Genomic DNA, 25,456 nt, shown 5'->3' on the forward strand with positions numbered 1-25,456 from the left:
GATGCAAGACATGATGGGCAAGCTGTTGTTGGGCGTGGGGATGATGGCGCTGGCGATGCCGGCGTGGGGACAGGCACCGCGGGTCGAACCGGTCCAGGTCGATCCCGGCCGTCCCGACTGGGAAAATCCGGCGGTCTACGCCCGCGGCAAGCTGCCCGCCCGCGCGACCGGTTTCGCCTATGAGAGCCGCGAACGCGCGCTTGCCGGGCATCGTACCCAATCGGCGCGCTTCCTGTCGCTGGACGGCGACTGGGCGTTCGCGTTCAGCCCATCGGTCGACGGCGCGCCCAAGGGGTTCGAGTCGCCCAGCTATGACGTGTCGCGGTGGAAGACGATTCCGGTGCCGGCGATGTGGCAGGCGCAGGGCCATGGCCAGCCCAAGTACAACAATATCACCTATCCCTTTCCCGCCAACCGGCCGCTGGTGCCGCACGATACGAACGAGACGGGATCGTACCGCCGCGACTTCACCCTGCCCGACGGGTGGCGCGGGGACGACGTGATCCTGCACATCGGCGCGGCGGGATCGGCATATCGCGTGTGGGTCAACGGGCGCGAGGTCGGCTATTCGGAGGACAGCAAGCTGCCGTCCGAATTCGACGTGACCCGCTTCGTCAAACCGGGGCGCAACATGGTGGCGGTGCAGGTGATCCGCTGGTCCGACGGATCGTATCTGGAGGATCAGGATTTCTGGCGCGTGTCGGGGATCGAGCGCGAGGTCTTTCTGGCGGCGGTCCCCAAAACGCGGATCGACGACGTGTTCGTCCATGCCGGGCTCGACCGCAGCTTCCGCGACGGGCGACTGGCGGTCGATCTGGCCGTGACCGGTGCGGCGGCGGCGCGGGCGCGTGTCGTGCTGCTCGACGGGACCCGCGAACTCCTGTCGCGCGAGGCGGCGGTGCCGGCCGGGGCCGCGCGCAAGCTGACAATCGCCGCCGACGTGCCGGGCGTGCGCCCGTGGAGCGCGGAGACGCCCGACCTCTACACGCTGCTGGTCGAACTGCTCGACGGGTCGGGGCGGGTGATCCAGTCGACCCCGCAGAAGATCGGTTTCCGCGACGTGGCGATGATCGGCGGTCGGGTGAGCGTCAACGGCCGGCCGATCGTCCTGCGCGGCGTCAACCGCCACGAGCATGACCCCGTCACCTTCCACGTCATCTCGCTCGAATCGATGCGGCGCGACATCGAACTGATGAAGCGCAACAATATCAACGCGGTGCGTACCTCGCACTATCCCAACGATCCGCGCTTCTATGCGCTGGCCGACGAAATGGGCCTCTATGTCATGGACGAGGCCAATATCGAGAGCCATGCCTATATGGACTATGCCAACAAGCATCCCGAACTGCGGTCGAAATTGCAGATCGGCTTCGATCCGGCATGGGAAGGCGCGCATGTCAGCCGCGTGATGAACATGGTCGAGCGCGACAAGAATCACCCGTCGGTGATCTTCTGGTCGCTCGGCAACGAAGCGGGCATCGGCCCCAATTTCGAAAAGGCGGCAGCATCGATCCGCGCGCGCGATCCCGGGCGGCTGATCTCCTATCTCGGCTGGGGCACGCTCGACTGGGATCATCAGCCCAATCCCTATGTCGACATCTATGCGCCGATGTACGACGACGTCGAGAAGATGGTCGACTGGGCCAAGGACCCGACCCGCACGCAACCGATGATCCAGTGCGAATATGCCCATATGCAGGGCAATTCGGGTGGCAATTTCAAGGAATATTGGGACACGATCTACGCGCACCCGAACAAGTTGCAGGGCGGCTTCATCTGGGACTGGGTCGACCAGTCGATGGTCCGCACGACGAGGGACGGCAAGCATTACTGGGGCGACGGCGGCGAATATGGTCCCAATCCGGGCGGTGACATCGAATTCGGCGACGGGCTGAACCAGCCCGACCGCACCCCCAACCCGCATCTCTACGAAGTGCAGAAGGTGCTCTCGCCGATCCAGTTCGAGCGGTTCGATCCCGCGACCGGGCAGGTCACGGTGCGCAACCGGCATGATTTCCGCGACCTGTCGGGCTTCGCGTTCGACTGGGTACTCGAAGCCGACGGCGTGGCCGTGGCGACCGGTGCGTTGCCGCCGATGACCACGGCGGCGGGCGCGACGCAGACGATCACGCTGCCGCTACCCAAGGACGCACGCAAACCCGGCGCGGAAGTTTTCGTGACGGTGCGCGCCAGGGCAAGGGCCAACGCGATCCCGCTGGTGCCGGCCGACCATGTCGTCGGCTGGGAACAGTTCGCCGTCGCCCGGTCGGGCGAACGCGCGCACGTCGCCACGAGCGCGACCGTGCAGGACAGCGCGCAGGCGGTCAGCCTGAGCGCGGGCGGCGATACGCTGACGATCGACCGGGCGACCGGGCTGGCGCGGCTGACGCGCGGCGGCACGTTGCTGGCCAGCGGGGGGGCGCCGAATTTCTGGCGGGCGGAAACCGATAACGACACGCTGACCGGCACCGCGCGCCAGCAGGAGCCGTGGCGGGCGATGAGCGCCGAGCGGCAGGTGCGCGCGATCACCGTCGTCCGGCGCCCGAACGGCGGCGCGACGGTGACGGTCGACCATGCACTGGGCGCGGGCGCGGCGCGGTTCGTCACCACCTATGCGATGGAGGCGATGGGCGAAGTCGCGGTGTCGGGCGAACTCACCCCGCTGAAAAGCGACCTGCCGCCGCCGGTCCGCGTCGGGCTGATGTGGTCGTTGCCGACGACGATGACCACGGTCGAATGGTATGGTCGCGGACCGCATGAAAGCTATGTCGATCGCAGGACCAGCGCACCGATCGGCCTGTGGCGCGGGCAAATCGCCGAACAGAACCATGATTACATGCGGCCACAGGATACCGGCAACAAGACCGACGTGCGCTGGATGGAATTGTCGGGCGGCGGACAGGGGCTGCGGATCGAGGGCGACGGCCCGCTGATGATGCAGGCATTGGCGTTTCCCTACAGCGATCTCTATCGCCGGCCGGAGGGCACGTGGAAGTCGAGCGACATCGTGCCGCATGACCAGGTATCGCTGATCGTCGATGCCGGGCAATGGGGCGTCGGCGGCGATACCGCGTGGAACTGGGTCGGCCAGCCGCACATGCAGTATCGCACGAAGCTGGAGCCGATCCGCGTCGCCTTCCGCTTCAAGCCGTTCGCGGGCGAGGGGACGACGCCCGACAAGGCGCGGCCGGCGCGCGCGACCGAGGTGCAGTGATGCGCGCGCTGGCGGCGCTGGCGGCGGTGGTGGCGGGGGGCCTGTCGCTCGCCGCCGCCGCGCCCGAACCCCGTTTCGATGCGGCGCACGCGGGCAATCCGCTGCTGCCGGGCTATTTCGCCGATCCCTCGATCGTGCGCGACGGCAACCGCTGGTATATCTTCGCCACGATCGATCCATGGGGCGGCGATGCGCTGGGACTGTGGACATCCGACAACGGTCGCGACTGGCGCTTCTCCACGCCGAACTGGCCGACGAGGGCCGCCGCGACGAGCCCGACGTCGAGCGATGCCAAGGTCTGGGCACCGTCGGTGGTCAAGGCGGCGAACGGGCGCTGGTACATGTACGTCTCGGTCGGGAGCGAGGTGTGGGTGGGCAGCGCGACGTCGCCCGCCGGGCCATGGGCCGATGCCAATGGCGGCAAGCCGCTGATCGGCCGCGATTTCGACCGGCGCTATCACATGATCGATGCCGAGGCGTTCGTCGATACCGACGGGCAGGCGTATCTCTATTGGGGATCGGGGCTGAACTGGGTCAACGGGCACTGTTTCGTGGTGAAGCTGAAGCCCGACATGGTCCGCTTCGACGGGCCGGTGCGCGACGTCACCCCGCCGAATTATTTCGAAGGGCCGTTCATGATGCGGCAGGGGAAGCATTATGTGCTGAGCTATAGCGACGGCAAGACGACCGAAGACACCTACAAGGTCCGCTATGCGATCGGCGATACCCCGTTCGGCCCGTTCCGCGAAGGGCCGGGCAGCCCGATCCTGTCGACCGACGCCGCACGCAACGTCATCAGCCCCGGCCACCACGCGATCTTCCGCTCGGGACGACAGGCGTATATCCTGTATCATCGCCACGGCCTGCCGTTCCTGCCCTCGGGCGATGCGGTGCTGCGGCAGGTGGCGATCGACCCGATCCGGCTGAACGACGACGGCACGATCGCGCGGGTGGTGCCGGGGCATGGCGGACCGGTGCGGGGGTTCGCCGCGCGGCGCGCTCAGGGCCTGCCATGGCGCGCCAGCGGGCAGGGCCGCGACGCGCTGCACGGTCCCGAACGCGCCGGCGACGATAACTATGCGACCGGCTGGATACCGGCCAGCGCCGTGCCGCCGCGGATCGTCGCCGATCTGGGCACGGCGAAGCCGGTGCGCGAGAGCGGCCTGCGGATGGGCTTCCCGGTCCAGTCCCATGCGCTGACGATCGAGGGATCGGCGGACGGCAAGCGCTGGACGCGGCTGGCCGGGGAGAGTGCGGCCAGCGGATCGCCGATCGTCCTGCGCCATGCGGTACGGACGCGCTACCTGCGGCTTACCGTTCCGCAGGACGCGACGCTGCTGGAGTGGACGATCCGCTGAGCGCCAGTCCGCGTTACAGGCGCGGGCCGGCGACCGCCGCCTTGGGCTTGGCCGGGGCGGCCTCCAGCAGCCGGAGGAGCGCCGGGGTGCGGGTGTCGCGCCGGGCATAGTCGCGCGCCGACAGGCCGGCGATCACATCGGCCTGATCGGGGTTGGCGCCCGCCGCCACCAGCGTGCGGACCATGTCGGGATTGCGCAACTGCACCGCGCGGATGAGCGGCGTCTCGCCGCTCGAATTGCCCAGATTGAGGTTCGCCTTGCGCGCCGCCAGCGCGTCGACCGCCTCGACCGAGCCTGATTCGACCGCATAGATCGCCGCCGTGTTGCCGCGATTATCCTGCAGATTGGGGTTCGCTCCCTTGGCGAGCAGGAAGCGCAGATAGGTCAGGTTGCCGCTCTTGGCGACGATGTGCAGCGCGCCTTCGCCGGTCGAACGGTCCTTGGTGTTGATGATCGTCTGTCCGGGCTGACCCAGAATGTCGTTCACCTTGTTGCCGTCCTCGTCGCGCACCGCTTTCAGGAAGCTGTAGCCCGGCGACGTCTGCTGGCCCTGCGCGGCGGCGGGCAGCAGCAACGTCGCGGCGAGCAGGACACGGATCGGCTTCATTCCAAATACTCCCCGGCGGACACACGCATGGCTTGCATGGAATCGCCTATCAGATCATGGGCAACAACACCATGAACAGCTATCTGCGAACCGTCGGTCCCGCGCTCGCGCTGCTGCTTGCCGCATGCGGCGGCGGCGAGCAACCGGCCGAGACGCCGCCGCTGGCGGGCGCGCGGATCGGCGGGCCGTTCGTGCTGACCGACGGGCAGGGCCAGGTGGTGCGCGACACCGACTTCGCCGGCAAATGGCGCATCGTGTATTTCGGCTATACCTATTGCCCAGACGTCTGCCCGGTCGATCTCCAGACGATCGCCGCCGGCCTCAAGGCGTTCGAGGCCGACGAGCCCGAACGTGGCGACAAGGTCGTGCCGATCTTCATCACCGTCGATCCCGAGCGCGATACGCCCGCCGTCGTCGGCAAATTTGTCGCGGCGTTCCATCCGCGCATGGTCGGGCTGACCGGATCGGCGCAGGCGATCGCCGACGCGGCACGTGCCTACGGCGTCACCTATGCCAAGTCGCAGCCGCCCGGTGCGTCGGAATATCTGATGGACCACAGCCGCACGGCGGTGCTGATGGACCCGCAGGGCCGCCCGGTGGCGCTGCTGCCGCAGGACGAGGATGCGGCGGCGGTCGCGAAGGAGCTGGCGAAGTGGGTGCGATGACCGGCCGCTTCTGGGACGACCTGCCCCTTGCGCAACTCGACCGCGCACAATGGGAGGCGCTGTGCGACGGCTGCGGCAAATGCTGCCTGCACAAGCTGGAGGACGAGGACACCGGCGAGGTCCATGCGACCAACGTCGCATGCAAGCTGCTCGACCGGCGGATGGGCCAGTGCAGCGATTATCGCCACCGCCATGCCTATGTCCCCGAATGCGTGCGGCTGAACGCGCGCAACGTCGCCAAGATCGAATGGCTGCCCTCGACCTGCGCCTATCGCCTGCGCGCCAATGGCGAGACGCTGCCCGACTGGCATTATCTGAACAGCGGCGACCGCGAGAGCGTGCATGCCGCCGGCCAGTCGACGCGCGGCTGGACCGTCAGCGAGGTCGACGTGGGCGATATGGAGGATCACCTGACCGACCGCGTGCTGTGATCGACGGGGTCGAGGTCGTCCGCCATCCGCGCGCCCGGGTCGCGCGGCTGTCGGTCGATCCGGCCACGGGGCGGGTACGCCTCACGGTGCCCAGACGCATGGCGCTGGCCAAGGCGGTGGCATGGGCCGGCGAAAAGGCCGAATGGATCGCGGCGCAGCGGGCGAAGCTGCCGCAGGGCCGGCCGTTCGTCGACGGTGCGGTTGTGCCGGTGGCCGGACGCGACGTGCGGCTGGTGTGGGATGCGGGCGCGTCGCGGACGCCGGTCCTCCGTCCTTCCGGCGAAGGCCGGGATGACGAGGCGGTTCTGGTCTGTGGCGGTCCCGCCGAAGCCTTCGCCACCCGAATCGAACGCTGGTTGCGGTGCGAGGCGTTGCGCCTGCTTGCCGAGGATACCGCGCACTATGCCGCGAAGGCCGGCGTCACCGTCGCGCAGGTCGCGGTCGCCGATCCCAGGGCGCGCTGGGGCAGTTGCAGTTCGACCGGCGCGATCCGCTATAGCTGGCGGTTGCTGCTCGCCCCCATCTCCGTCCGCCGTGCGACCGTGGCGCATGAGGTGGCGCACCGCATCCATATGCACCACGGCCCCGCGTTCCACGCGCTGGTCGCCGAACTGTTCGAGGGCGATCCCGACGACGCCCGCCGCTGGCTGCGCGCATCCGGCGCGGCGCTTCACTGGTACGGGCGCGACTCTTCCTCATAAGGGCGGTCGGGCGCGCGCCGTTCGGGCGGCGGGGCGCGGCGCGGCGGCGGTGCCGCCTCGCGCGGACCGCGTCCCAACGCGCGATCGATCCAGTCCTGATCGAGCTGTTCGTCGGGCACGCGCTGCACCTGCGGCTGCTGTTCGGCCGGATCGACCTCGTCGCCCTCCTGCGGTGCCGGCTGCTGCTGCGGCGCGGGCACCGGGTTGCCGTTTTCGTCGACATAGACCTGATCGTCGGGCTGGCCGTAATAGCTCTCGGCGTCCGGCTCCTCCTGCCATTCGGGCAGCGTCACCTTGGTGTCGAACTGCTCGACCGGGCGGCTGGCCACCGCCTGTCGCATGAACGCGGCGAAGGCGCGCGCCGGGGCGGTGCCGCCCTGCAACCCGCTGACCGTCTTGGCATCGTCGCGGCCCATCCACACGCCGGTGGTGATCCCTGACGAGAAGCCCATGAACCAGCCGTCCTTGTTCGAACTGGTCGTACCGGTCTTGCCCGCCACCGGGCGGCCGATCTGCGCGGCGCGGCCACTGCCGGTATTCACCGCCGTCTGGAGCAAGTCGGTCATCTGCTGCGCCACATAGGGCGCGACGAGCACGCGCGAACTGTCGACCTGATGCTGGTAGATCACCGATCCATTGGCGGTGACGCGGGTGATGCCATAGGGGACCACCGCCGTCCCGCCGGAGGCGACCGAGGCATAGGCGCGCGTCATGTCGATCAGCCGCACGTCCGACGTGCCGAGCACCATCGCCGGCCGCGTATCGACCGGTGTGGTGATGCCGAAGCGCCGCGCCATGTCGGCGACAGTGCCGAAACCGACCTGCTGCCCCAGCCGCGCCGCGACCGTGTTCAGCGAATAGGCGAAGGCGGTGCGCATCGACACCTGCCCGCTGAACCGGCGCGAGCTGTTGCGCGGGCTCCACCCGTCGATGGTGATCGGCGCGTCCTGCACCTGGCTGTCGGGGTTCATCCCCGCTTCCAGCGCCGCCAGATACACGAAGAGCTTGAACGACGACCCGGGCTGGCGCGTCGCCTGCGTCGCGCGGTTGTAGATCGACGAGACATAGTCCTTGCCGCCGACCATCGCCCGCACCGCCCCGTCGCGGTCGAGCGCGACCAGCGCCCCCTGCGTTCCCGCCGGGGCATTGGCGCGGATCGCGGTATCGGCGCTCGTCTGCATGCCCGGATCGAGCGTGGTCCACACGTCGAGCGGTGCCTCGGTCTCGTCGATCAGCGTTTCGAGCTGTGGCAGTGCCCAGTCGGTGAAATAGCGCACGCTGTTCTGCTGCGGCCCCGGCGACAGCTTGATCGCCTGCGGGTCGGCATCGGCGGCCTCGCTCGCGCTGATCGCGCCGGTTTCCTGCATCAGTTGCAGCACCACGCCGGCGCGGCCTACCGCCGCCTCGGCATCGGCGGTCGGCGAATAGCGCGACGGCGCCTTGACCAGCCCGGCGATGACCGCCGCCTCGGACAGCGACAACCGGTTGCCCGGATGGTTGAAGAACCGGCGCGACGCGGCATCGATGCCATACGCCCCGCCGCCGAAATACACCTTGTTGAGATAGAGTTCGAGAATCTGGTTCTTGCTGAACTTGCGCTCGATCGCGAGTGCCAGGATGATCTCGCGGAACTTGCGGCCGACCGTATAGCTGTTCGACAGGAAGATCGTGCGCGCGACCTGTTGCGTGATCGTCGATGCGCCTTGCAGGCGGCGGCCGGTGCCGCGCGTCTCGATCGCGAATTTGGTGATGCGCGCGATCGCCACCGGATCGACGCCCCAGTGCGAGCGGAAGCGCCGGTCCTCGACCGCGACCATCGCGTCGCGCATCACGTCCGGTATCTCGCTGTAGGGAATCCATTCGCCATAGCTCGGCCCCAGCGACACGAGGATCGTGCCGTCGGCGGCGCGCACCCGGATCATCTGGCCGTTGGGCGAGGATTTGAGCTGGTCGAAGCTCGGCAGGTTCGCCTTGGCATTATACACCGCCACGACGAGCGCGATCACTGCCACCAGCGTCAGGACGACGCCGGTGCCGATCGCCCAGCGCAGGATGCGCCGCCAGCGGGGCTTTGCGGCGGACCGCTTGCGAGAGCGTTCGGAGGAGCGTGCCATGAAGATGCGCCGGATACCGCGCGGGTGCCCCGGGGCACAAGCCCCGGCGCATGTCCACGCTTCAGGAAAGTCGGGCGCTGTAGCGGCGGGTGGCTGAACGCAGGGTGACGATCACCCCGCCGGATCGATCCGCGTCCAGCCCGCCAGCCGGTGGACGAGGCCGGGAAACACTCCGCCGAGCAACAATGCGCTGCCGCGCCGTTCGGCGACATGGCGCAGCATTCCCGCCACCCCCAGCGGCCGGCGCAGCGCCCGCGCCAGATCGCGCTGATAGACCTCCGCCGTACCGCCGCCCAGCGCGACTTGCGCCGCGCGGATACCGCTGCGGATCGCGATGCCCATGCCTTCGCCCGCCAGCGAGGGGATGACCCCCGCCTGATCGCCCAGCCGATAGACGCCGGACATCGTCCGCGCGGTGCGCCAGCCATAGGGGACGTTGGCGACCGCATCGACCGGCTGCCCCGCGCCACGATGCGCGAGCCGTTCGCCGAGCGCCGGGGCTTCGGCGGCGAGCACGTCGAGCAGCGCTGGCAGGCTCCCCGCCGCCTGCAACCGCGACCGGCGCACCGCCATGCACACGTTGGCGCTGCCGTCCTCCTGCAACACGATCCCGGCATAGCCACCCGCGAAGGGATGCAGTTCGATCGCATCGCCGATCATCCGGGCCAGCGCCGGGGACGCGGCGAGCCGGACGCGCACCCCCATCGCCGGATCGGCATCGCGCGGGGCGGGGCGGGCCAGCCCGCGCAGGTCGTGCTTGCCGGTCGCGAGGAACAGGTTGTCGCCGGCCACCGCGGCGCCATCGGCGGTATGCAGCACCCGCTGGTCGGCGGAGCGGATCGCCACGCCGCGCTCGACGGCGGCGCCCAGCGCCTCGGCATGGGCGAGCAGCAGCGAATCGAGCCGGCGCCGCGACAGGCCGATCGCCGGCGCGGGGAGCGATGCCCCGGCGAGCCGTCCGGCGGCATGGATGGTGATCCGGCGCACGACATGGCCGCCCAGCGTCGCTGCCTCGACGCCGACCGATTCGAGCGATTGCAGCGTGCGCCACGACAGGAACCCGCCGCACAGCGCGTCCTGCACCTCGCGCGCGCGCTCGATTACCAGCGGCCGCATCCCGCCGCGCGCGAGCAGCGCCGCCGTGACCGCGCCGGCCGGGCCGCCGCCCGCGATCAGCGCCGGCGTTCGACGCATAGCCGGAACGGAAAACGGCGGACGACCCGCGCACCCTGCACCCCCGCCGCGTCGAGCAGCGGCGGCCATTCCTCGGGACGATACGACCGCGCGATCGACAGCGTGCCATCGGCGCGGACGATCGGGTGCCAACGCAGGATGCGGGCGAGCAGCGGATAGCCGGCATGCGCGAAGCGGTGGCGATGCAGATCGTTGACCAGCCAGCCGCGTGCCGCCTCCGCCTCCATGAACCGCAGGAAAGCGATCAACTGATCGCGCGTCATGTGATGCGCGACGAGGCTGGAGACGATCACGTCGAAGCCTGCGCCCGCCAGATCGGCATAGTCGCCGGTGCGATAAGTGATCGGCAGATCGACCGGGGTATCGGCACGCGCGACGTCCGCGCTGTGCGGGTTGAGGTCGATGCCGACCAGCTCCGCCGCCACGCCGCGCGCCGCCGCCCAGCGCGCGATCCGGCGCAGCATGTCGCCATCGCCGAAGCCGACGTCGAGCAGCTTCAGCCGGTCGCCCCTGCCCGCCAGCGAATCAAGAAAGCCAAGCGTCGGGCGCGCCGCCATCGTCACCGTGTTTACCCGCGCCAGATCGCGCAGCACCGCGGCATAGACGGCGGGATCGAGCGCGGGATCGTCCATCGCCTCTTCGGCGTGGACGCGCGGGAAGCTCATGCCGCGCTCCGAAAGCCGAAACCCTCGGCGGCGAGGCCCGGACCGAAGGCAAGCGCGATGCCATTGTCGACACGCGGCCCGGCCAGCATCGCCGCCAGCACGAACATCAGCGTCGCCGACGACATGTTGCCATTCGCCGCCAGCACCCCGCGTGACACGGCGAGCGAATCGGGTGGCAGCGACAGGCTGCGCTCGACCGCGTCGAGGATCGATCGCCCGCCGGCATGGACCGCCCAGCCGTCGACCGCCGCCAGCGACCGCCCGCCGGTGGCGGCGGCGGCGAACGCCGGATCGGTCAGCGCGGTGGCGATCCGCCCCGGCACCTCGCCCGACAGGTGCATCGCGAAGCCCGCGTCGGTGATGTCCCAGCGGATCAGCGCCGCCGAATCGGGCAGCGTCGCGGCGAACGGCGCGTCGATCGCATAGCCTTGCGCCTCACCGCTCACCAACGCCGCCGCCGCGCCGTCGCCGAACTGGAGCATCGCGAGCAGCGGTTCGAGGTCGGTGGCGGGCTGCAGGTGCAGCGTCGACAGTTCGACCGTGACCACCAGCACCCGCGCATCGGGGTCGGACCGGACGATATGGCGCGCGCTGCGCAGCGCGGCGACGGCGGCATAGCATCCCATGAACCCGACCAGCAGCCGTTCGACGCTGGGGGCAAGGCCAATCCGCGCGGCGACGATCTGGTCGATGCCCGGTGCCACGAAGCCGGTGCAACTGGCGACCACCAGATGGGTGATGCCGCTCAGATCGATCTGTTCGCGCAAGGCCTCGATCGCGGCGATGGCCAATATCGGCGCCGAATCGGCATAGATTCGCATCCGTGCCGCCGTGCCGGGCATGGCATCGGCATAGAAACCGCCTGCACCCACCGGCGATCCGCCGTCTTCGCTTGCCGGCAATACCGACCAGCGATGGCTGATGTCGGCACGATCGACCATCCGGTCGAACAACCGCACCGCGCGCGCATCCAGCCGCTCGCGCGCCCAGCCAATGAAAGCGGAATGAATGTCGTGGCCGGGCACGGCGGTGCCGATGGCGTTCAACCATGCGGTGGTGGGGGTGGCGGGCATCATCGGCTCAACGCATGATCCACCGGAAAGTCGTTTTCGCACCGCAACATTTCAGGGGGGCGGGAAAGCTCAGTCCTTCCACGCCCACCACAATTGCGCCGGCGGCATGTTCCACCATTCCATGTCGTGATCGATCCGGGCGAACTGCCGGTCGAGGAAGTCGCGCACGCGCGGATTGAACTGATAGACGAGGAACGCCCCCCCGCTGCGCAGTACCGCGCGCGTCGCGGCGGCGATCGCATCGCCGACACCGGGCGGCAGCGTGGAGAAGGGCAGCCCCGACAGCACGTAATCGGCATGGGCATGACCGTGATCGGCGACGATCGCCTCGACGTCGGCGGCCGAGCCATGCACCGCCGAAAAGCGTGAATCGAGGATCGTCGCGTTCAGATAATCGATGAAATCGGGATTGGTGTCGATCACGATCAACTGCGCATCGGGCGCCAGCCTTTCGAGGATCGGGCGACAGAAGGTGCCGACGCCCGGACCATATTCGACGACGACCTTGGCGTTCGCCCAGTCGATCGGCCCCAGCATCTTGCGGATCAGCTTGTTCGACGACGGGATCACCGAGCCGACCATCACCGGATGCTTGACGAACCCGCGCAGGAAAATGCCGGCCGGCGAAGGGACACCGCGCGGCTTCCGTCGTGTCGCGGTGCTGGAACTCGTCGTCATGGAAATCCTCGAAGGATGGCGCTGGCGCACCCGTGGTCACGTCGTCGTCGCAAAAGCGCAACGAACATGCAAGCCGAACGGTTGCGGGGGTCGCGTTCGGTGCGGTGGGTAGAGCATGCCGCCCATCCGTCCGGGTGGTCCATCCGTCCGACCTGCGCCGGACGGATGGACCGGATCCTCACCCCTTCGGCCCGCGCCCCTCGACCATACCCGGCGCGATGAAGCCGATCGGCTGGATCGCGATCGCGTCCTGCTTCAGCCGGGCGGACATGGCGCGATATTCCGCTTCCATCTCCGCCGTCACCGAGGCGCGCGATTCGCCCAGTGCCGCGTCGAAATGCGCCATCGTCACCTCGCGCGTGTCGAGCCCGTCGCGCAGAGCGAACAGGCCGGCGCGCCGCACGACATCCTCCAGATCGGCACCGGTGAACCGGTCGGTGCGCCTAGCGACCGCGTCCAGATCGACATCGGCGGCCAGCGGCATCTTCTGCGTCTGGATGTTCAGGATCCGCGCCCGGCCCGCCGCATCGGGCACGCCGACATAGACCAGCTCGTCGAACCGGCCGGGACGCAGCAGCGCCGGATCGACCAGATTGGGCCGGTTGGTCGCACCGATCACCACCACCGACTGGAGTTCCTCCAGCCCGTCCATCTCGGCGAGGATGGTGTTGACCACCCGCGCCGTCACCTCCGGCTCGCCCATCCCGCCGCCGCGCGCGGGCACCAGCGAATCGAGTTCGTCGATGAAGATCACCGTCGGCGCGACCTGCCGGGCGCGGGCGAACAGCCGGGCAATCTGCTGCTCGCTCTCGCCATACCATTTGGACAGCAGGTCGCTCGACTTGGTAGCGATGAAATTCGCCTCCGCCTCGCGCGCCACTGCCTTGGCCAGCAGCGTCTTGCCAGTGCCGGGCGGGCCATAGAGCAGGAACCCCTTGGCCGGACGGATGCCGAGGCGGCGGAACGATTCAGGGCTTTTGAGCGGCAGCTCGACGCCTTCCTTCAACCGCATCTGCGCATCGTCGAGCCCGCCGACATCGTCCCAGCGGACGGTCGGCGCCTGCACCATCACCTCGCGCATCGCGCTCGGCTGCACCCGCTTCAACGCCTCGACGAAATCCTCACGCGTCACCGACAGGCTGTCGAGCACCTCCTGCGGGATCGTGCCCGCCGACAGGTCGATGCGCGGCATGATCCGCCGTACCGCATCGATCGCCGCCTCGCGGGTCAGCGCCGCCAGATCGGCGCCGACGAAGCCATAGGTGGTGCGCGACAGCTCGTTCAGCTCGACATCGTCCGCCAGCGGCATGCCGCGGGTATGGATGCCGAGAATCTCGCGCCGGCCGCGCTCGTCGGGCACGCCGACCACGATCTCGCGGTCGAACCGGCCGGGCCGGCGCAACGCCTCGTCGATCGCCTCGGGCCGGTTGGTTGCGGCGATGACGACGATGTTGGCGCGCGATTCCAGCCCGTCCATCAGCGTCAGCAACTGCGCGACCAGCCGCTTCTCGGCCTCGCCCGATACCTGGCCCCGCTTGGGCGCGATCGAATCGATCTCGTCGATGAACACGATCGAGGGCGATGCCTTGGTCGCTTGCTCGAACACTTCGCGCAGGCGCTTTTCCGACTCGCCATACGCCGATCCCATGATCTCGGGACCGTTGATGAGGAAGAATTCCGCATCCGATTCATTGGCGACCGCGCGGGCAAGCCGCGTCTTGCCGGTGCCGGGCGGCCCATGCAGCAATACCCCCTTGGGCGGATCGACGCCGAGGCGCTGGAAGAGTTCGGGGTAGCGCAGCGGCAACTCGACCATCTCGCGCAACTGGTCGATCGTCTGGCCCATGCCGCCGATGTCGTCATAGGTGACGTCGGCGCGGCGTGCCTCGCGCGGTTCCTCATATTCGGCGCGCAGTTCGATCTCGGTCGATTCGTCGATGTGGACCACGCCCTTGGGCTGGGCCGAGACAACGAGCAGGCGGATTTCCTGCAACGAGAATGCCGGCGCGTTGACGTAGCGGCGGACACCGGGCGACAGATTGTCGACCCGCTGGTGCCCGGTCGTCGCGACGATGTCGCCCTGGCACAGCGGCCGGCCGAAGAACGTCCGTTTCAGCGCGTTGGCCGACCCCTGCAACCGCAGATTCTGTTGTGCGGGCGCGAACACCACCCGGGTCGCGGCGCGTGATTCGGCCTTGCGCACCTCTACCTGATCGCCCGAACCGACCCCGGCATTGGCGCGCTGCAACCCGTCGATACGGACGATGTCGAGCCCTTCGTCCTCCGGATAGGGGGCGACCGCGCGCGCGGGCGTCGTCTTCTTGCCGACGATCTCGACGACATCGCCCTCGGCGACGCCAAGAATCGCCATGACCGACCGGGGCAGGTGGGCGATGCCGCGTCCGCTGTCCTCGGGCCGTGCGTTCGCGACCTGCAACCGCCGCCCGCCCGTTTCGCTGTCTGCCATCCAGTTCACCCCAGCATTCGTCGAAAGCGACGAACGGCGAAGATGGGGCGCATGTTGCCGGCAACAAGGCGAAAAAAAAGGCCGATCGAAACGACCGGCCGTAAAGTTTTAGGAGAGGATGCCTGAAAGGCACCCCCTATGTGCAGTGCAGCGCATTATTGTGCAAGTGCGAACAGATCAATTCATATTGCAAATTTTGCAATCGCATGCGTTCAAGAAGTTGCGTTGGAACGCAGAGCGGTGCAGCCTGTGCCGCAGTGCAACCAGAGTAGGATGGGTCGGATGCGTCGGCTTCCCCCGCTGACTGCCATTGAGGCATTTGTTCACGTCGCGCGGCTCGGCTCGGTGAAGCTCGCCGCCGACGAACTGGCGCTGTCGTCGCCCGCGCTCAGCCGGCGGGTGCAGGCGCTCGAGCGATTCATCGGCAAGCCGTTGTTCGAACGGCGGCATCAGGCGCTGCGCCTGAACGACGATGGCGAGCGGTTGCTGGCGTTGCTGTCGGGCGCGCTCGATACGCTGAGCGACGCAGTCGAACAGATGTCGGGCGCGGTCGAGGTGCTGCGGCTGCGCTTGGGCGTGCTGCCGCTGTTCGCGATCCAGCGGCTGATGCCGCGCATGGGCGACCTGAAGGAACGCCATCCCGAACTGCACCTCGATTTCGATACCGCGCACCATGGGCTGGGGCGGCTGGGCGAGGGGCTCGACGTCGCGATCGTGCTCGATCATGCGATCGATCCGGCACTCTATGCGCGGCGGCTCGACCGCAACCGGGTCTATGCCATCGCCGGGCGCGCGCTGATCGAGCGGTCGCCGATCACCGATCCGGCGCAATTGTCGCAGCATACCGCGCTGATCCACCGCGACATGCCCGATACCTTCGCCGACTGGATGCATGCCGTCGGGTTGCCCGACCTCGAACCCGCCGCGATCGACCGGTTCGATTCGGGCACGCTGATGCTGGAGGCGGCGGCGCAGGGACTGGGCGTCGCCTTCATGCTCGAATCACATTTCGAAACGGCGCGCGACGACCGGCTGGTGCCGTTGTTCGACCGGGCGGTCAATTCGACCTACAGCCATTGGTTCGTCTGCCGCCCGCGCCTGTTGCAGCAGCGGCCGGTGAAGCTGTTCCACGACTGGCTGGTGCAGGCGCTGGACGCGCCGGCGGAGTAAACCGCCACAGAATATACCCGCCCGTCACCCCCGCGCAGGCGGGGGTCCATAAACGCCAACGTCAACGATAGAACCGCAGCGTCAGCGTCTATGGATTCCCGCCTTCGCGGGAATGACGACAGAAGGCCAAGCCTTACGCTTCCGACCGCGCAGTCACGATCTTGCCCGGATTGCGCGGCGGCTCGCCCTTGGGCAGCTTGTCGACGGCGTCCATGCCGCTTTCGACCACGCCCCACACGGTGTACTGCCCGTCGAGGAAGGTCGCATCGTCGAGGCAGATGAAGAACTGGCTGTTGGCCGAATTGGGGTCCATCGTCCGCGCCATCGAGCAGACGCCGCGCGCATGCGGTTCCTTGCTGAACTCTTGTTTCAGGTTCGGTTCCTTCGACCCGCCGGTGCCGTCACCGCGACCGCCGTCGCCGCCCTGGGCCATGAAGCCGTCGATCACGCGGTGGAACACCACGCCGTCGTAAAAGCCCGAATCGGCCAGCTTGACGATGCGCTCGACATGGTTCGGCGCAAGATCGGGGCGCAGCTTGATGCGCACTTCGCCCGTGTCGAGCGTCATAACGAGCGTGGAGGGGGTATCGGCCATTCAGCTACTCCTTGAAATCGGCGCCCTAGCTAGGGACTGGCAACCGCACTGGCAACCGTACGGGCGTTGGCACGGCGGTGCAGCATGGCTACAGCGGGGGTGAATCGTGCCGAAGGAGGGTTGCGCCCATGACCGAACTCGACCTTCCCGAGCCTGAGACGAGCGAACTGGACGAGGACGACCGGCTCAAGCCCGAATTCGTCCGCGCGGTCTGCGACGCGGTCGAGAACGGCGACGACGAAGCGGTGCGCGACCTGGTCGAGCCGCTCCACCCCGCTGATCTGGCCGACCTGTTTGAACTGGTGCCGGGCGAACAGCGCGCGGCGCTGGCGGCGGCGATTCCCGAGCGGCTGAACGGCGACGTCCTCGCCGAGATGAACGACTGGGTGCGCGACGCGGTGATCGACGCGCTCACCGCGACCCAGGTCGCCGATCTGGCGGCGCAGCTCGACACCGACGACGCCGTCGCGATCATCGAGGATCTCGACGATGCCGATCAGCGCGCGGTGCTGCGCGCGCTCGACCCCGACGATCGCGCCGCGATCGAGGAGGCGCTGTCCTACCCCGAGGAATCCGCCGGCCGCCTGATGCAGCGCGAGCTGGTGGCGGTGCCCGAACATTGGAGCGTCGGCGACGCGCTCGACTATCTGCGCGCCGACGAGGTGCTGACGACCGATTTCTGGGAAATCTTCGTCGTCGATCCCGCGCACAAGCCGGTCGGCACCTGCCAGTTGTCGTGGATATTGCGCACCCCCCGCTCGGTCGCGATCGCCGATGTGATGGCGCGCGAACAGACGCTGATCCCGGTCGACATGGATCAGGAGGAAGTGGCGCTGCGCTTCCAAAAATATGCACTGATCTCGGCCGCCGTGGTCGACAGCAGCGGGCGGCTGGCCGGCATGATTACCGTCGACGACGTGGTCCACATCATCCAGGCCGAGGCGGGCGAGGACGCGCTGCTGCTGTCGGGCGCCGGCGAAGGCGACATCAACGAACCGATTCGCGATTCGTACAAGGCGCGGGTGCGCTGGCTCATCACCAACCTCATCACCGCGCTGCTGCCCGCGACGATCATCGGCGCGTTCGGCGCGACGATCGACCGGATGGTGACGCTGGCGGCGCTGATGCCGATCGTCGCTGGCTTGGGCGGCAATGCGGGCACGCAGACGATGGCGGTGACGGTCCGCGCGCTCGCCACCAACCAGTTGACCCAGTCGAACACGCTGCGCGCGATCCGCCGCGAAATGGTGATCGCGCTGATGAACGGGCTGACCGTCGCCGCGCTGATCGGGACCGGCGTGACCCTGTGGTTCGGCAATCCGCAACTGGGCGGGGTGATCGGCGTCGCGATGCTGCTCAACGTCGTCATCGCCGGCTTTGCCGGCGTGTTCGTGCCGCTGACGCTCGACCGGTTCAACGCCGATCCGGCGGTCGCCTCGTCGATCTTCGTGACGATGACCACCGATTCGATGGGGTTCCTCGTGTTCCTTGGGCTGGCGACCGTCAGCGGACTGACCGCTTGAGGCGGGCGGCCGCGCTCCCCATCTGGACGCCGTGCCGCTTCACCTGACCAAAGTCGCCTTCGCCATCGATCATGTCGAACAGCTCGTCGAGCGGCTGGCCGCGCGCCATGCCGCGGGCGAGGCGCTGACCACGCGCTACCTGCCCAAACGGGTGGCGGAACTGGAGGGCGGCTCGCTCTTCTGGATCCTGAAGCACCGGCTGGTCGCCCGCTCGCCGATCCTCGGCTTCGGCGAGGCCGACGGGGGCCGTGTCGCGATCCATCTCGGGCCGAAGCTGGTGCTGGTCGAAGCCCGCCCGAAACGCGCGCATCAGGGCTGGCGCTATCTGGAGGCGGCCGACGCACCGGCCGATCTCGGCGGGGAGGGGAGCGGCGCCGACGAGCTGCCGCCCCGGCTGATCGGGGAGCTGATGGCGTTGGGGCTGCTGTAGAGAAGAAGTCTGGGTTTGCGCGGAGGCGCGGAAACGCGGAGGAGGGTGCGGCTCCTGATCGTTCCGCGTCAGCGGAATTGTCCTCCCATGCTCTCAGCAAGTCGGCCGACAGATCGCTGCGCGATCCGGCAGCACCGGACGCAACCCCTCCGCGTCTCCGCGCCTTCGCGTGAAACCGAATCTTCGCAGGCACGTCTGGAGTTGCGGCGGGTCGGCGAGGGGTGTTCGCGCGTCCAAAGTTGACAAAGTTTACACTTGCGACGTGAATGTGGGCGAAATTGGGGCAGGTTTCGCGGCCGCTATTCTGACGGTGGGAAAGAGCGGAGGCCGGGATAGCGGTGCTCCTGCGTGTAGGACAGTCGCCGCTGGAGGCCCCCGCCTACACCACCAACCCCGGATACGCCGCCCTCGCCGCCGCGATCTTCGGCTTGTCCCAGCGCATGATATACGGATGCGACGGGTTCCGCCGCGCGAAGTCCTGATGATAGGCCTCCGCCGGATAAAAGGCCCCGCGCTCGATCCGCGTCGCGATCGGCTTGGCGAACGCCTTCGCCCGCGTCAGTTGCGCGATATAGCGTTCGGCGGTCAGCTTCTGCGATCCGTTCTGCGGAAAGATCGCCGAGCGGTAGCTGGGGCCGCTGTCGGGCATCTGCCCGTTCACCTGCGTCGGATCATGCGCGACCGAGAAATAGACGCGCAGCAACGTGCCATAGCTGACGATTCGCGGATCATAGGTGATCCGCACCGCCTCGGCATGGCCGGTGCGTTCGGTCGACACCTGATCGTAGCTGGCGGTCGCTTTGGTGCCACCGGCATAGCCGCTCGTTACCGATTTCACGCCCTTCATATGCTCGAACACCGCTTCCATTCCCCAGAAACAGCCGCCCGCCAATACGGCGGTGGCAAGGCCGGGGGTCGGCGGCACGTCGCTGGCGACGGTCGGGATCGGCACCGCGCGGGTGGCGACGGCGGGAGACAGGGTCAGCACGGCACCGCCCAGAACGGCGGCCACGAGCGACACGGGAATCAGCGGGTGCATGATGGTTCCTCGGCAAGAACGCGAGGCCGCCGATATGGGGAACGCAACCGCTCCCCGCCAGATCAGCCGAGCTGTTCGATCACCGCCGGTGCGGTGTGGACCGATTTGGCTTCGCTGGGGCCGGCGAACTGCACCGCGACCAGCGCCACCGCGCCAAGCGCGAAGCCGCTGATGAAATGGCGAAGGAAACCGGTGCGCGTCTGTGTCATCTGTCTCGTCCTCTTGCCACCGCAACGCGACCGGGAGGGGCGCGCCATCGGACGGCAGGAGCCGCCCGTTCGTTCGAGGCAAGATATAATGGGTGGGGGTGAACCGCCGCTGGCGCGTCCGTTCATCTCGTCGACAGCCTCAACCATGTTGCGAGTGCGAAATCAAGCTGCGGGTCGTATCGTTTCGGCAACGCTGCGTTGCCGTTCGGTGTCGCTGCGCCGTGCGCGCTTGGCGGCGTACATCGCGCAGTCCGCCTCGGCGAGCAGCCGTTCGACCTCCGACAGCGGGCCGCAGGCGGTGCCGATGCTGACCGTCACCGGCAGATCTTCGGGCGCGACGGCGCAGACCGTATCGGTGAAGCGCTGCGCGATCCGCGCGCTGGCCTGGTCGGCCGCCGCGCGATCGGCACCGGGCAGCACGCCGACGAACTCGTCGCCGCCCCACCGAAACACGCTGCCCCCCGCCGCCAGCACGTTCTGCGCGACGCGGGTGGCGATGCCGAGCGCGGCGTCGCCCACCGCATGGCCGCAGCGATCGTTCAACTGCTTGAACAGGTCGAGATCGATGACCAGCACCGCGCCGCGGCCCTGCCATTGCTGGCGTATCCGGTCGAAGGCGGTGCGGTTATAGGCCCCGGTCAGCCCGTCGCGCTCGGCCAGCCGCGCCAGTTGCTGCTGCCCGCGCTCCGCCTCCAGCGCGAACAGCGAAAAGCCGCGGAACAGGATGAAGGTGATCGCGATCGCGACCAGCCATGCGGCGATCCCGCCATGCTGCCCGGTCACGCGCGTGCTGACCTGTCCGTCGAACGCGCTGATCGACCGGGCGAGGAACAGCGGCACCGTCGGCGCGAACAGCGAAAAGACGATCCAGCCGGTATGCAGCGATTCGCGCCGCGCGATCCGCCATGCGACCAGCGCGGTCGCCCCGTCGAACAGCGCGCGCACGATGCTGAGATACCCGACGCGGGCACCGATCGCGGTCGGATCGGTCGACAGCAGCAGCGGCACCCCGCCGATCGCCGCGGCGATCAGCAGCACCCGGTTGCTGCCGCCGGGATGGGCGAAGTTGCGCATGCCCGCAAAGATCGCGGCATAGGCAAGGATCGCCAGCGGATTGCCGATCCACGCGATGATATAGGGCGCGCCCATGTCGCGCAGCAGCGCGACCGAGGAGGTCAGCCCGAGCAGGATGTGGCCGAATCCCCACCATGCCGCCCAGCGTCCGAACCGCCCGGTCGCCCATGGCACGATATGGACCACCCCCGCGACGATCGACGCGAAGGATACCATGACGTACAGGGTAGACAGATCGAGCAACCGGGCCTCGCGCTTCACCGAAGCACCGGCCGATAGCGGCAAATCGCTAATAGTCCGTTTTGATACGACCGGTCGCGACGCGCCGGCCGGGGAAGGGCCTGCCCGGCGGCACAGCCCGTTCCCCGCGCCTTCGCGCGAAGCAGAAGCGTTATTTCAGCGCGTGTGCCGCCGTGCGAATCCGCGCGCATGCCTCGCGCAGCAACTCGTCCGACGTCGCATAGCTGATCCGCATCGCCGGCGAGAGGCCGAAGGCGGCACCCTGCACCGCCGCGACCTTGGCATCTTCCAGCAGATAGCCGACGAAATCCTCGTCGGTATCGATGCGCTTGCCCCCCGGCGTCGCCTTGCCGATCAGCCCCGACACTTCCGGGTAGACATAGAAGGCGCCGTCGGGCGTCGGGCAGGTAACACCGTCGATCGCATTCAGCTCAGCCACCACCATGTCGCGGCGGCGCAGGAAGGCGGCGTTACGCTCGGCGAGGAACGACTGGTCGCCGTTCAGCGCGGCGACGGCGGCGGCCTGCGCGATCGAACACGGGTTGGAGGTCGACTGCGACTGGAGCTTGGCCATCGCCTTGATGAGCCATGCCGCGCCGCCGGCATAGCCGATGCGCCAGCCGGTCATCGCATAGGCCTTGGAACAGCCATTCACGGTCAGCGTGCGGTCGTACAGGCCCGGATTGACCTCGGCGACGGTGGCGAACTCGAACCCCGGATAGACGATATGCTCGTACATATCGTCGGCGAACACCCAGACATGCGGATGCCGCTCGATCACCTGCCCCAGCGCGCGCAGCTCGTCACGGGTATAGCCCGCGCCGGTCGGGTTCGACGGCGAATTGAGGATGACCCACTTGGTCCGTGACGTGATTGCCGCTTCGAGCTGTTCGGGGGTGATCTTGTAATTCTGCGCCGCACCCGCCGCGACGAACACCGGCGTGCCGCCGGCGAATTGCACGACATCGGGATAGCTCACCCAATAGGGCGCGGGCACGATCACCTCGTCGCCCGCGTCGATCGTCGCGACCAGCGCGTTGAACAGCGTGTGCTTGCCGCCGACGTTCACGCTGATCTGGTTCGGCGCATAGGTCAGGCCGTTGTCGCGCTGGAACTTCGCGGCGATCGCGTCCTTCAGTTCGGCGGTGCCGTCGACGTTGGTATATTTGGTCTTGCCCGCGCGGATCGCCGCGATCGCGGCATCCTTGACGAAATCGGGCGTGTCGAAATCGGGTTCGCCGGCACCCAGGCCGATGACGTCGACGCCCTGCCGCTTCAGCTCGAGCACCTTCGACGTGATGGCGAGGGTCGGCGAGGGATTGATGCGATCGAGCGCGGCGGAGGGCTTCATGGGTCGTCCGATGCTGTTGGGAAAGAACGCGCGCCGCTTAGCCCGGCGTGGGTCCTTCCGCAACCAGCCGCGCATGAATCAATCCACGAACCGCGTTGCCGATGTAAAATCCTTGCGCGAGATCGGCCGGGGTCAGCGGCATTTCCACCGCCTCGCCGCGCGCGATCAGCTCGCCGCGCAGCACGCCCGGCAACAATCCGTGCGCCAAAGGCGGGGTCAGCAACTGGGCCCCGCCGCCGACGAAGATCGAGGTGAAACTACCCTCGGTCAGCTCGCCGCGCGGATTGACGAACACCGTCTCGAAACAGCCCGGCGGCGGCGCGGGCCAGAACCGCCGGTCGCTGGTCTTGTGTGCCACCCGCACGTCGCCGCACGCCACCGGCAGCGCGGCGAGCGCCACGGCGACCGGCCCGGCGGGCGTCGCGGGCAGCGGCTGCACGTCGATCGCGGTCGCCCCGCTGCGTGACAGCAGCAAGCGTACCCGCATCGCCTTGCGCAGGCGAAAGGTCGCCGCCTGCAAGTCGTTGCGCGTCGCATGGCGATCGAACGCGAAGCCCAGCGCGCGCGCGCTGTCGTGCATCCGCGCCAGATGGCGTTCGAGCAGCGGGATGCCGGTGATCGGATCGAACGCCATCGTCTCGACCAGATCGAACCGGGGGGCGGGCAGGTCGAGGAACCGCGCCTTGGCGAGACATTCGCGCCATTCCTCCGCCGGCACCGAATCGGCGACGACTCCCGATCCGAGGCCGATCGTGGCGTGGAGCCCGCCGGCGGGCAGGTGAAGCGTGCGGATCGCGACGTTGAACGACGTATCGCCATTCCCCGCGATATGGCCGATCGCCCCGGTATAGATGCCGCGCGCCCGGTCCTCGATCGCGTCGATCGCCTGCATCGCCCGCCGCTTGGGCGCGCCGGTGATCGATCCGCAGGGAAACAGGGCGCCGATCGCGTCGACCGCGCCCTTGCCCGGCTGCACCGTCGCGGTGACGTGCGACACCATCTGGTGGATGCTCGGATAGGTTTCGATGACGAACCGCTCGGGCACCGCCACGCTGCCCGGCACCGCGATCCGCGACAGGTCGTTGCGCATCAGGTCGACGATCATCAGGTTTTCGGCGCGCTGCTTGGGATCGGCGGCGAGGGCGGCGGCGGCGGCGGCATCCTTCGCCGGATCGGGATCGCGCAGCGCGGTGCCCTTCATCGGCCGCGCGGCGATTCGCCCGCCCTCGACCGCGAAGAACAATTCGGGCGAAAACGACAGCAGCCAGTCCGCGCCGGTCCACACCAGCGCGCCATGGCCAGCGGCGGCGCGCGGCCGGATCGCGGCATAGAGCGCGACCGGATCGCCCGCGACCGGCAGGGTGGCGGCGAAGGTCAGATTCGCCTGATACAGATCGCCCGCCGCGATCAGTTCGAGCACGTCCTCGCACTGGCGCAGATAGGCGGCATGATCGATGTCGGGCACGACCGGCCCGGCCCATGCCCCGGCGGGGTCGGGCAGGATCGCGGGCACGTCGACCGGCTCGGCGGCATCGAACACCCCGAACCACAACAGTGGCGTGGGCGAGGGGCGGTGGGGCACGCCGGGGATCAGGCCCGCGCCGGCATCATAGCCGACGAACCCCGCCACCGCGCGCCCGCCCGCCACCTCCGCCGCCAGCGCGTCCAGCGCCGCCGGCACCGCCGCCATGGTATCGGCGCGGACGATCCGCATCGGCGCGCGATACAGGAGCGCGCGTCCCCCCGGCCGGGCATCGTCGAGCAGCACGAAGGGCCGGGTCGTGTCGAGCATCCCGCCCGCTTGCCGGTTGCGCGCCTGCGATGCAACGCTTTGTGTACCCCGCGTTAATCAACTAGGGCTTTCCCCATGACCCCATCCCCCATCCGTGCGGCGATCGTGCCGGTGACGCCGCTGCAACAGAATTGCACCCTGATCTGGTGTACGAAGACGATGCGCGGCGCGTTCGTCGATCCCGGCGGCGACCTGCCCAAGCTGCTCAGGGCCGCCGAACAGCACGGCGTGACGATCGAGAAGATCCTGCTGACCCACGGCCATATCGACCATTGCGGCGAGGCCAAGCCGCTGGCCGAGCAACTGGGCGTGCCGATCGAGGGGCCGCACGAGGCGGACCGCTTCTGGATCGCGCGGCTGGACGAGGACGGACGCAACTGGGGCATGCCCGGCGTGCCGTTCGAACCCGATCGCTGGCTGGGCGAGGGCGACATCGTGACGGTCGGCGAGGCGCGCTTCGCGGTGTACGAGACGCCGGGCCACACCCCCGGCCATATCATCTTCCACCATGCCGACACGAAGTTCGCGCTGGTCGGCGACGTGCTGTTCCAGGGATCGGTCGGCCGCACCGACTTTCCGCTGTCGGACCATCAGGCGCTGCTGACCTCGGTCGTGACCAAGCTGTGGCCGCTGGGCGACGACACCGCCTTCGTCCCCGGCCATGGTCCGGGCAGCACCTTCGGCCACGAACGCCGGACGAATCCGTTTGTCGGTGACAAGGTACTGGCCACGCGCTAACCCTTGCCCTTGCAACCTTTGCCAGAAACGCTATAGGCGCGGCTCGCTTCGCGACCAGCCTGCCTGCCGGTCCGGCGGGTCGTCGGTCCTGAATTCGGTCCGGCGCTTGCCTGGGCCGCGTTGACAGT

At 68.4% G+C, this 25,456-nt stretch carries 22 protein-coding genes; 9 read left to right on the forward strand and 13 right to left on the reverse strand.

The window, feature by feature from the left end; all coding sequences use genetic code 11:
• The first annotated feature begins 10 nt into the window (after positions 1 to 10).
• Both LRA89_RS14135 and LRA89_RS14140 read left to right on the forward strand, forming a co-directional pair.
• Entirely contained in the window at positions 11 to 3,214 is a 3,204-nt protein-coding gene (locus LRA89_RS14135; protein ID WP_443024979.1) for a glycoside hydrolase family 2 TIM barrel-domain containing protein, read from the forward strand.
• On the forward strand, positions 3,214 to 4,572 hold the full coding sequence (locus tag LRA89_RS14140) for a family 43 glycosylhydrolase (protein ID WP_230771171.1): 1,359 nt from the start codon (positions 3,214 to 3,216) through the stop codon (positions 4,570 to 4,572). The genes LRA89_RS14135 and LRA89_RS14140 overlap by 1 nt, the downstream gene beginning before the upstream one ends.
• A 13-nt stretch (positions 4,573 to 4,585) precedes the next feature.
• Here LRA89_RS14140 and LRA89_RS14145 read toward each other — a convergent pair whose 3' ends face one another.
• Complete coding sequence (locus tag LRA89_RS14145; RefSeq protein ID WP_230771174.1) at positions 4,586 to 5,179, reverse strand: ankyrin repeat domain-containing protein; 594 nt, start codon at positions 5,177 to 5,179, stop codon at positions 4,586 to 4,588.
• 56 nt (positions 5,180 to 5,235) lie between these two features.
• Here LRA89_RS14145 and LRA89_RS14150 point away from each other — a divergent pair, with 56 nt between their 5' ends.
• From LRA89_RS14150 to LRA89_RS14160, 3 genes are read left to right on the forward strand one after another with little or no spacing between them, the layout of a single operon-like run.
• Positions 5,236 to 5,844, forward strand: coding sequence for an SCO family protein (locus LRA89_RS14150; protein WP_230771176.1), 609 nt, complete (start codon positions 5,236 to 5,238; stop codon positions 5,842 to 5,844).
• The gene (locus LRA89_RS14155; RefSeq protein WP_200911086.1) at positions 5,841 to 6,275 is read left to right on the forward strand and encodes a YcgN family cysteine cluster protein; all 435 of its coding nucleotides are present in this window, start codon (positions 5,841 to 5,843) and stop codon (positions 6,273 to 6,275) included. Before LRA89_RS14150 ends, LRA89_RS14155 begins: the two co-directional genes overlap by 4 nt.
• The gene (locus LRA89_RS14160) at positions 6,272 to 6,976 is read left to right on the forward strand and encodes a M48 family metallopeptidase (protein WP_230771178.1); all 705 of its coding nucleotides are present in this window, start codon (positions 6,272 to 6,274) and stop codon (positions 6,974 to 6,976) included. Before LRA89_RS14155 ends, LRA89_RS14160 begins: the two co-directional genes overlap by 4 nt.
• Here the strand turns inward: LRA89_RS14160 and LRA89_RS14165 are convergent.
• The 6 genes from LRA89_RS14165 to LRA89_RS14190 form a co-directional block, all read right to left on the reverse strand.
• A complete protein-coding gene (locus LRA89_RS14165; protein ID WP_230771181.1) occupies positions 6,946 to 9,090 on the reverse strand; it encodes a transglycosylase domain-containing protein in 2,145 nt (714 codons plus the stop codon). The two genes, LRA89_RS14160 and LRA89_RS14165, sit on opposite strands and share 31 nt — an antisense overlap.
• 111 nt (positions 9,091 to 9,201) lie before the next feature.
• Positions 9,202 to 10,284 carry an NAD(P)/FAD-dependent oxidoreductase gene (locus tag LRA89_RS14170; RefSeq protein WP_230771184.1) on the reverse strand — a complete coding sequence of 361 codons (1,083 nt, stop codon included), beginning with the start codon at positions 10,282 to 10,284 and terminating at the stop codon, positions 9,202 to 9,204.
• Positions 10,263 to 10,949 (reverse strand): methyltransferase domain-containing protein, encoded by a 687-nt coding sequence (locus tag LRA89_RS14175; protein WP_230771186.1) that lies wholly within the window; start codon positions 10,947 to 10,949, stop codon positions 10,263 to 10,265. The genes LRA89_RS14170 and LRA89_RS14175 overlap by 22 nt, the downstream gene beginning before the upstream one ends.
• Positions 10,946 to 12,022 carry a type III polyketide synthase gene (locus LRA89_RS14180; protein ID WP_230771188.1) on the reverse strand — a complete coding sequence of 359 codons (1,077 nt, stop codon included), beginning with the start codon at positions 12,020 to 12,022 and terminating at the stop codon, positions 10,946 to 10,948. The genes LRA89_RS14175 and LRA89_RS14180 overlap by 4 nt, the downstream gene beginning before the upstream one ends.
• A gap of 69 nt (positions 12,023 to 12,091) precedes the next feature.
• Positions 12,092 to 12,700, reverse strand: coding sequence for a class I SAM-dependent methyltransferase (locus LRA89_RS14185; RefSeq protein ID WP_055762159.1), 609 nt, complete (start codon positions 12,698 to 12,700; stop codon positions 12,092 to 12,094).
• 178 nt (positions 12,701 to 12,878) lie between these two features.
• Positions 12,879 to 15,167 (reverse strand): CDC48 family AAA ATPase, encoded by a 2,289-nt coding sequence (locus LRA89_RS14190; protein WP_230771190.1) that lies wholly within the window; start codon positions 15,165 to 15,167, stop codon positions 12,879 to 12,881.
• 282 nt (positions 15,168 to 15,449) lie between these two features.
• On the opposite strand from LRA89_RS14190, the gene LRA89_RS14195 reads away from it, so the two are divergent.
• Entirely contained in the window at positions 15,450 to 16,337 is an 888-nt protein-coding gene (locus LRA89_RS14195) for a LysR substrate-binding domain-containing protein (RefSeq protein ID WP_055762166.1), read from the forward strand.
• Between the two features lie 133 nt (positions 16,338 to 16,470).
• Here the strand turns inward: LRA89_RS14195 and LRA89_RS14200 are convergent, their stop codons facing one another.
• Positions 16,471 to 16,932: a peptidylprolyl isomerase gene (locus LRA89_RS14200; protein WP_055762168.1), complete on the reverse strand. Its 462-nt coding sequence runs from the start codon at positions 16,930 to 16,932 to the stop codon at positions 16,471 to 16,473.
• 128 nt (positions 16,933 to 17,060) lie between these two features.
• Between LRA89_RS14200 and mgtE the strand changes: the two genes are divergently transcribed.
• Positions 17,061 to 18,455, forward strand: a complete 1,395-nt coding sequence (gene mgtE, locus LRA89_RS14205) for a magnesium transporter (RefSeq protein ID WP_230771193.1) — start codon at positions 17,061 to 17,063, stop codon at positions 18,453 to 18,455.
• A gap of 31 nt (positions 18,456 to 18,486) precedes the next feature.
• Positions 18,487 to 18,885, forward strand: coding sequence for a DUF1489 family protein (locus LRA89_RS14210; RefSeq protein WP_230771195.1), 399 nt, complete (start codon positions 18,487 to 18,489; stop codon positions 18,883 to 18,885).
• A 379-nt stretch (positions 18,886 to 19,264) separates the two neighbouring features.
• Here LRA89_RS14210 and msrA read toward each other — a convergent pair whose 3' ends face one another.
• The 5 genes from msrA to pabB form a co-directional block, all read right to left on the reverse strand.
• A complete protein-coding gene (msrA, locus tag LRA89_RS14215; protein WP_230771197.1) occupies positions 19,265 to 19,924 on the reverse strand; it encodes a peptide-methionine (S)-S-oxide reductase MsrA in 660 nt (219 codons plus the stop codon).
• Between the two features lie 62 nt (positions 19,925 to 19,986).
• Positions 19,987 to 20,133, reverse strand: a complete 147-nt coding sequence (locus LRA89_RS14220) for a hypothetical protein (RefSeq protein ID WP_156349230.1) — start codon at positions 20,131 to 20,133, stop codon at positions 19,987 to 19,989.
• A 162-nt stretch (positions 20,134 to 20,295) separates the two neighbouring features.
• Positions 20,296 to 21,468, reverse strand: a complete 1,173-nt coding sequence (locus LRA89_RS14225; protein WP_230771199.1) for a GGDEF domain-containing protein — start codon at positions 21,466 to 21,468, stop codon at positions 20,296 to 20,298.
• Between the two features lie 130 nt (positions 21,469 to 21,598).
• Positions 21,599 to 22,798, reverse strand: coding sequence for a pyridoxal phosphate-dependent aminotransferase (locus tag LRA89_RS14230; protein WP_230771201.1), 1,200 nt, complete (start codon positions 22,796 to 22,798; stop codon positions 21,599 to 21,601).
• A gap of 37 nt (positions 22,799 to 22,835) precedes the next feature.
• Positions 22,836 to 24,590: an aminodeoxychorismate synthase component I gene (pabB, locus tag LRA89_RS14235; RefSeq protein WP_230771203.1), complete on the reverse strand. Its 1,755-nt coding sequence runs from the start codon at positions 24,588 to 24,590 to the stop codon at positions 22,836 to 22,838.
• Positions 24,591 to 24,665: 75 nt separating this feature from the next.
• On the opposite strand from pabB, the gene LRA89_RS14240 reads away from it, so the two are divergent.
• Positions 24,666 to 25,328 carry an MBL fold metallo-hydrolase gene (locus LRA89_RS14240; RefSeq protein WP_056498288.1) on the forward strand — a complete coding sequence of 221 codons (663 nt, stop codon included), beginning with the start codon at positions 24,666 to 24,668 and terminating at the stop codon, positions 25,326 to 25,328.
• Positions 25,329 to 25,456: the final 128 nt, after the last annotated feature.

The organism is Sphingomonas sp. Leaf4, from assembly GCF_920939515.1.
Classification (GTDB): domain Bacteria; phylum Pseudomonadota; class Alphaproteobacteria; order Sphingomonadales; family Sphingomonadaceae; genus Sphingomonas.

Excerpts from the sequence above, each read along its gene's own strand:
- LRA89_RS14135 (WP_443024979.1), top strand. The coding sequence starts at position 11 with ATGATGGGCAAGCTGTTGTTGGGCGTGGGGATGATGGCGCTGGCGATG.
- LRA89_RS14140 (WP_230771171.1), top strand. The coding sequence starts at position 3,214 with ATGCGCGCGCTGGCGGCGCTGGCGGCGGTGGTGGCGGGGGGCCTGTCG.
- LRA89_RS14145 (WP_230771174.1), bottom strand. The coding sequence starts at position 5,179 with ATGAAGCCGATCCGTGTCCTGCTCGCCGCGACGTTGCTGCTGCCCGCC.
- LRA89_RS14150 (WP_230771176.1), top strand. The coding sequence starts at position 5,236 with ATGGGCAACAACACCATGAACAGCTATCTGCGAACCGTCGGTCCCGCG.
- LRA89_RS14155 (WP_200911086.1), top strand. The coding sequence starts at position 5,841 with ATGACCGGCCGCTTCTGGGACGACCTGCCCCTTGCGCAACTCGACCGC.
- LRA89_RS14165 (WP_230771181.1), bottom strand. The coding sequence starts at position 9,090 with ATGGCACGCTCCTCCGAACGCTCTCGCAAGCGGTCCGCCGCAAAGCCC.
- LRA89_RS14170 (WP_230771184.1), bottom strand. The coding sequence starts at position 10,284 with ATGCGTCGAACGCCGGCGCTGATCGCGGGCGGCGGCCCGGCCGGCGCG.
- LRA89_RS14175 (WP_230771186.1), bottom strand. The coding sequence starts at position 10,949 with ATGAGCTTCCCGCGCGTCCACGCCGAAGAGGCGATGGACGATCCCGCG.
- LRA89_RS14180 (WP_230771188.1), bottom strand. The coding sequence starts at position 12,022 with ATGCCCGCCACCCCCACCACCGCATGGTTGAACGCCATCGGCACCGCC.
- LRA89_RS14185 (WP_055762159.1), bottom strand. The coding sequence starts at position 12,700 with ATGACGACGAGTTCCAGCACCGCGACACGACGGAAGCCGCGCGGTGTC.
- LRA89_RS14190 (WP_230771190.1), bottom strand. The coding sequence starts at position 15,167 with ATGGCAGACAGCGAAACGGGCGGGCGGCGGTTGCAGGTCGCGAACGCA.
- LRA89_RS14195 (WP_055762166.1), top strand. The coding sequence starts at position 15,450 with ATGCGTCGGCTTCCCCCGCTGACTGCCATTGAGGCATTTGTTCACGTC.
- LRA89_RS14200 (WP_055762168.1), bottom strand. The coding sequence starts at position 16,932 with ATGGCCGATACCCCCTCCACGCTCGTTATGACGCTCGACACGGGCGAA.
- mgtE (WP_230771193.1), top strand. The coding sequence starts at position 17,061 with ATGACCGAACTCGACCTTCCCGAGCCTGAGACGAGCGAACTGGACGAG.
- msrA (WP_230771197.1), bottom strand. The coding sequence starts at position 19,924 with ATGCACCCGCTGATTCCCGTGTCGCTCGTGGCCGCCGTTCTGGGCGGT.
- LRA89_RS14220 (WP_156349230.1), bottom strand. The coding sequence starts at position 20,133 with ATGACACAGACGCGCACCGGTTTCCTTCGCCATTTCATCAGCGGCTTC.
- LRA89_RS14230 (WP_230771201.1), bottom strand. The coding sequence starts at position 22,798 with ATGAAGCCCTCCGCCGCGCTCGATCGCATCAATCCCTCGCCGACCCTC.
- pabB (WP_230771203.1), bottom strand. The coding sequence starts at position 24,590 with ATGCTCGACACGACCCGGCCCTTCGTGCTGCTCGACGATGCCCGGCCG.
- LRA89_RS14240 (WP_056498288.1), top strand. The coding sequence starts at position 24,666 with ATGACCCCATCCCCCATCCGTGCGGCGATCGTGCCGGTGACGCCGCTG.